Annotated in this window: 5 protein-coding genes and 1 tRNA gene; 2 read left to right on the forward strand and 4 right to left on the reverse strand. The window is 65.2% G+C overall.

The window, feature by feature from the left end; genetic code table 11:
- Positions 1 to 423 precede the first annotated feature (423 nt).
- From AC0L3K_RS37860 to AC0L3K_RS37870, 3 genes are all read right to left on the reverse strand, one after another.
- Positions 424 to 498: transfer RNA gene (locus AC0L3K_RS37860), tRNA-Val, on the reverse strand.
- 157 nt (positions 499 to 655) lie between these two features.
- On the reverse strand, positions 656 to 1,954 hold the full coding sequence (locus AC0L3K_RS37865) for a coiled-coil domain-containing protein (RefSeq protein ID WP_007600524.1): 1,299 nt from the start codon (positions 1,952 to 1,954) through the stop codon (positions 656 to 658).
- A 119-nt stretch (positions 1,955 to 2,073) separates the two neighbouring features.
- Entirely contained in the window at positions 2,074 to 2,679 is a 606-nt protein-coding gene (locus AC0L3K_RS37870) for a DUF1134 domain-containing protein (RefSeq protein ID WP_027565201.1), read from the reverse strand.
- A 139-nt stretch (positions 2,680 to 2,818) separates the two neighbouring features.
- Between AC0L3K_RS37870 and AC0L3K_RS37875 the strand changes: the two genes are divergently transcribed.
- Positions 2,819 to 3,304 carry a YHS domain-containing (seleno)protein gene (locus AC0L3K_RS37875; RefSeq protein WP_007600526.1) on the forward strand — a complete coding sequence of 162 codons (486 nt, stop codon included), beginning with the start codon at positions 2,819 to 2,821 and terminating at the stop codon, positions 3,302 to 3,304.
- A gap of 14 nt (positions 3,305 to 3,318) precedes the next feature.
- Here the strand turns inward: AC0L3K_RS37875 and AC0L3K_RS37880 are convergent, their stop codons facing one another.
- A complete protein-coding gene (locus tag AC0L3K_RS37880) occupies positions 3,319 to 4,146 on the reverse strand; it encodes a 3'(2'),5'-bisphosphate nucleotidase CysQ family protein (RefSeq protein ID WP_473367983.1) in 828 nt (275 codons plus the stop codon).
- Between the two features lie 171 nt (positions 4,147 to 4,317).
- On the opposite strand from AC0L3K_RS37880, the gene chpT reads away from it, so the two are divergent.
- Complete coding sequence (chpT, locus tag AC0L3K_RS37885; protein ID WP_473367984.1) at positions 4,318 to 4,971, forward strand: histidine phosphotransferase ChpT; 654 nt, start codon at positions 4,318 to 4,320, stop codon at positions 4,969 to 4,971.
- The last annotated feature ends 325 nt before the right edge of the window (positions 4,972 to 5,296 follow it).

Below are 5,296 nucleotides of genomic sequence, written 5' to 3' on the forward strand. Positions count from 1 at the left end.
GGGGGGGGGGGGGGGGGGTTTCCCGGTGGTGGGGGGGGGGGGGCCGGCGGGGGGGGTCCCCCCCTTGCCCCGGTATTGGCGCGCCCCCATACCAAATCCAGTCTGTCTCCGCGGAAAGACTCTGGATTGCTTCGCTACGCTCGCAATGACGAGGGGAGATCATGCGCAAAACAAAGAGCTAGTGCCCCAAGGGCGATGGCCCAATACTCCCGCTCAGGCCACCGCGACGATGCCATCATGCCGGTGTTTTGCCCGACGAGTCAAATCCGATTTCGGAAAAATAGCATGGTTGTAACCCATTGATCCGACTGATGCCGGCTACTGTGCATGGGGTTGTTTTCGACATTTTGTGATTGAGACGGTCCCGACACGCCACTGTGTGTCGACGATAGGTCCACAATCAGCAGGGTTCAGGAAGGTGGATGGTGGGCGCACAAGGGATCGAACCTTGGACCTCTCCCGTGTGAAGGGAACGCTCTCCCGCTGAGCTATGCACCCGAAACCATCATGCAGGCGACCCGAGTTTCGGCCGCCGACGCTTTGGAGCCCGCGATTTAGAAGTGCGGGCCGAAGGTGTCAAGTTTCGAGGCGCTGCCGGACCGGAAAACCTTCTCCCCGGACCCGCAATTCAGCGGTCAGACTGTATTGGGGCGGCTTACGCGCCCTGCTGGCGGGCGCGGGAGGCGTGGGCCTGGAGCGCGCGGATGCGTTCGGCCAGTGTTCCGCCGCCTTCGGGCAGGGTGCCTGCGGCCGTGCCGTTGGTCGGGGCGTCATTGGCCGGGCGCGGCGCCGGCCTCGGCGGCTGGCCGGCCTCCGCCGCGAGCAGGGCCTCGATTGGCGAGTTCGGTCCTTCGAGCTGCATCGCGAGCTTGGCCACCTCGGCGGCGATGTCGTTGATGCGTTCGCGCAGCAGCGCGTTCTCCATCCGCTCGGTCGCCCAGGAGCTCTCGGCCTGTTGCTGGATCGCGTTGATGTCGCGCTGGAGCTTGGCGCGCTCGTCGCGGGCGGTGCGGAGCTGCTCCTCCAGCGCGGTCTTTTCCGCGCGGATCGATTCCATCGCGGCCGACGATTTACCGCCGCTCAAGGCCGCGATCTCGACGCGCAGCTCCTTGATGGTGCGCTCGTTGCCCTCGTTGGCCTGGCGGAGCTGGTTGTTCTCATAGTCGCGCTCGGCGAGCAGCTTGCCCTGCGTGGCGAGGCGTCCCTCGAGGTCGCCGACGCGGCCCGACAGCATCTCGGCCTCCTTCACCTGCACGATGAGCTGACGATCGAGATCGGTGACGCGCTGGCTCAGATTCTCGACCCGGCCGCGGGCGTCGCCGAGCTCGCGCGAGGCGGTCTCGGATTCGGTGCGCTCCTGCGCCAGCCGCGCCTGCGTCGCGGCAAATTCCTTTTCGGCGTCGCCGACGCGGTTCTTCAGCTCCTCGATCTGCGCACGGACCACAACCAGCTCGACCTGACGGCTCTCCGCCATCATCGAGCGGTCGGACAGTTCGGAATTGATCTTTGCGAGCTCGCCCTGCTTGTCGGTCAGCGCGAGCTCGGCGGCACGCAGGGCTGCGGTCTTGGTGTTGAATTCCTCTTCGGTGGCGCGGAGCTGCTCCTTCACCGCCTTCTCGCGCGCCTCCAGCGCGAAGATCGTGGCGTTCTTCTCGCCGAGCTCGATCTTCATGCGGTTGATGGCGTCGCTCTTCTTGCCGAGCTCGGCGAGCTGGCTCGTGGTCTTGTTCTTGAGCTGGTCGACGCTCATCTCCAGCCGTCGCGCCGACATGGCGAACTCGGCGCGGAGCTGGTCCTTGTCGGCCTGGATCTCGGCCATCGACAACGGCGTGGCGGCCTCGAGCCGGCGCGTGGTCAGGCGCACGGCGCGGTTATGCACCAGCGGCACGATCGCAAGCCCGCACAGCATCGAGAGCAGGAAACCGATCGCCAGGTACATGATCGGTTCGACCATGGGCCAGAACTCCCAAAGCTAAGGAAAAATTTACCAAGGACATTGCATGCGGGGCCGGCAAAAAGCCAGCCCCGACATGTTGTTAACCTTGATCCGTCGCCGGAGGGGAAAGCGGAACGCTAGAACGGGTTCCAGGTCGCGCGCGGGGTGAATTTCAAATAGCCGATATTGGCTCCCAGCCGCAGGCCGAGGCCCGAGCGGATCGGCACCAGCACGATGTTGTTGGCGGTGAGCGCCGTCATGCCGAAGCCGCCGATGATGTAGGCCGAGCCGTCGAGGCCGGCGAAGCGCTGGTAGATCGCGTTGGTGGCGGGCAGATTATAGACCAGCGTCATGGTGCGCGCGCCGTCGCCGCCCCAGTCGAAGCCGAGCGAGGGACCCTGCCAGTAGACCCTGAGGTCGCCGGCGTTCTTGGTGTAGAGCGTGCCTTCGCCGTAGCGCAGGCCGGCGACGAAAGCGCCGGATCCTTCCTCACCGAGGATATAGCCGTTGGGCAGGCCCCATTGGCTGACCGCCTTCTCGATGATCGAGGCGAGGCCGCGCGAGACGTTGCCGAAGAAGCGGTGGCCGGCGTTCACAAGTTCGTCCGGCCCATAGGTGCTGGGCGTCTGGGTCCGCTGCGGCGGCGGCAAATCGGGCGGCGGCGGCTGCTGGGCGGAAGCCGGAATGATCCACCCGACCATCGCGGCAAGCGCGACTGCGGCAAGGCGTGATGCGAAAGTCATAAAAGAACCCCTGGTATCGAATCCGGTCGCTTCCTTAACCTGACGCCAACAGGCACGGCTCTAGGTTGCGCCGGATGTCCCCTCGACTCGGATGTTATCCGCAGCAACTATGACGGCAGAACGGCAGGAAGCCAGCCCTTTGCGCCCCGGAATTGCCTTGATCGGCCTTCTGGTCTGCATGCTGTCGGGCATTTGGATCCTCTGCATGGGGTTGCCGGCACAGGCGGCCACCACCGAGCGGATCGTCGTCAACCGCTTCAGCGGCGTGGCGATCGAGGGCTTCGACCCCGTGGCCTATTTCGTCGATGGCGCGGCCGTGCAGGGGACGGCCGAGTTCGAGGCGAACCTGTGGGGCGCGGTCTGGCGCTTTCGGAACGAGGGCAACCGGGCCTCTTTCCTCGCCCATCCCGAGGTCTACGGGCCGCAGTTCGGCGGCTACGATCCGGTCGATATCGCCCGGGGCGTCACCATCGCCGGTAACCCCCGTTTCTTCGGGATCGCGGCGCAGCGGCTCTATCTGTTCAGCCGGGAAGCCAATCGCGACGCCTTCGCCGCCAATCCCGAGCGCTTCCTCTACGAGGTGGGCAAGCGCTGGCCGGCCCTCGAGGACAAGCTCAGCCAGTAGGCCCCTTCACGACGTCAGAGTCTTGCCGCCTGCGGGTCACCCCAGGCGATGAACTCCGGGATGATGAAGCCGGCATCGTGCCGCTCGCCGAAGCGGAGCGCGCCGCCCTTGCCGTCGGTCACGCTGCCGCCGGCCGCGGTCACGACAGCGTAGCCGGCCCCGACGTCCCATTCGCAAGTGGGCCCGAAGCGGGGATAGATGTCGGCACTGCCTTCCGCGATCCGGCCGAATTTCACGGCCGAGCCGACCGTCTTTCTGACGGCATTGGGCCGGTGATCGATGAACGCCTCGGTTCTGGGATCGCCATGCGAGCGGCTCACCGCCGCGATCCAGGGCTCGCCCAGGGGCGGCAGCTTGCGGGTATGGATCGGCTCGGCAGCGCAGATGGTCGCGCCGTCAAACCTGACCCGCTCGGCGCCGCGGCCGACGATGCCGCGCCAGAGCAGCCCGAGTGCCGGGGCGCTGACGATACCCAGCAGCGGCACGCCCGATGTCACGAGGGCAAGGTTGACGGTGAACTCGTCGCGCCCGGCCACGAACTCCTTGGTGCCGTCGAGCGGGTCGATCAGGAAGAAGCTGTCGCGGAACGGCGGCGAGGCGAGCTGGGTCTGCTCTTCCGAGAGCGTCGGGATGTCGCCCGCAAGCTGCGCCAGCCCGTCCGCGATGATGCGGTCGGCGGCAAGGTCGGCCTCGGTCACCGGCGAGCCGTCCTGCTTGCCGTCGACCCGCATCGCGGTGCGGTTGACCGCGAGGATGGCTGCGCCCGCCTTCACCACCAGCGCGGTGAGCGGCTCCATCAGGTGGGAGGCGGCCGCGCCGTCGATGATCCGCTTCACCTGCATGCCTCATTCATCGGTAATTCCATCCCTACGCGAGTGATTCGCCGCGGCATTAGGGCCGCTTCGAACCGATCGCAAGCTAGCTGCCACGGGCTTGCGAATGTTAGAACCTGCGGCATTCGTCAAGCATGCTTGATTCGCCGCGTCCGCGCCGTGCAATTCCAGGAACCCTTTATGTCTGACGCTTCGTCACCCGCTACCGTCGCCGCTCCAGATGCGCTCGAACTCGCTGCGCTGCTGTGCTCGCGGGTCTGCCACGATCTCATCAGCCCTGTCGGCGCCATCGTCAATGGGCTCGAAGTGCTCGACGACGATCCCAAGCCCGACGACCGCGAGTTCGCACTCGACTTGATACGCAAGAGCGCGAAAACCGCCTCCGCCCGCCTCCAGTTCTGCCGCCTCGCCTTTGGTGCGGCCGGCTCGTCCGGCGCGCAGATCGATCTCGGCGATGCCCAGACCATGGCGCGCGGCCACATCGAGGACGGCAAGTGCTCGATTACCTGGAATCTGCCGCGGATCTTGCTGCCGAAGAATCGCGTCAAGCTGCTGCTCAACATGCTGGTCGTTTCGCAGCACACGATCCCGCGCGGCGGCACGCTGACGATCGATCCGATCGGCGAGGGCGAGACGATGAGCTTCCGCATCACCGCGATCGGACATAATGCGCGCCTGCCGCAGAACATCTCCGAGCTCCTGAGCGGCGAGCGCGGCCCGGCCGCGGATGCGCACGCGATCCAGCCTTATTATACGCGGCTGTTGGCAGAGGCTTGCGGGCTGACCGTGAGGCTCGCGCACGAAGGCGAGGCCATCACCATCATCGCGTCGTAGACACGAAGCCGCTCTCAAACGTTAATCGAATCTTTACAAGGCGCTTCGGCTTGTCCGGAGCGCCTTATCTCTTTGTTGATTCCGTTCTTTTCCACATACTCAACCAATATTAAACGCTTTGCGGTGAAGCTGGCCCCATTCCGAATTGGCGCATCACGTCTTGTGTGCGCGCCCTCCCTGTATGAAGGCCTGTTTTCATGGATGATCTGTTGCGGGAGTTTTTGACGGAAACCAGTGAGAGCCTGGATACCGTGGACAATCAGCTGGTGAAGTTCGAGCAGGAGCCGAACAACGCCAAGATCCTGGATAACATCTTCCGGCTGGT

The organism is Bradyrhizobium sp. MI1.10, assembly GCF_055811035.1.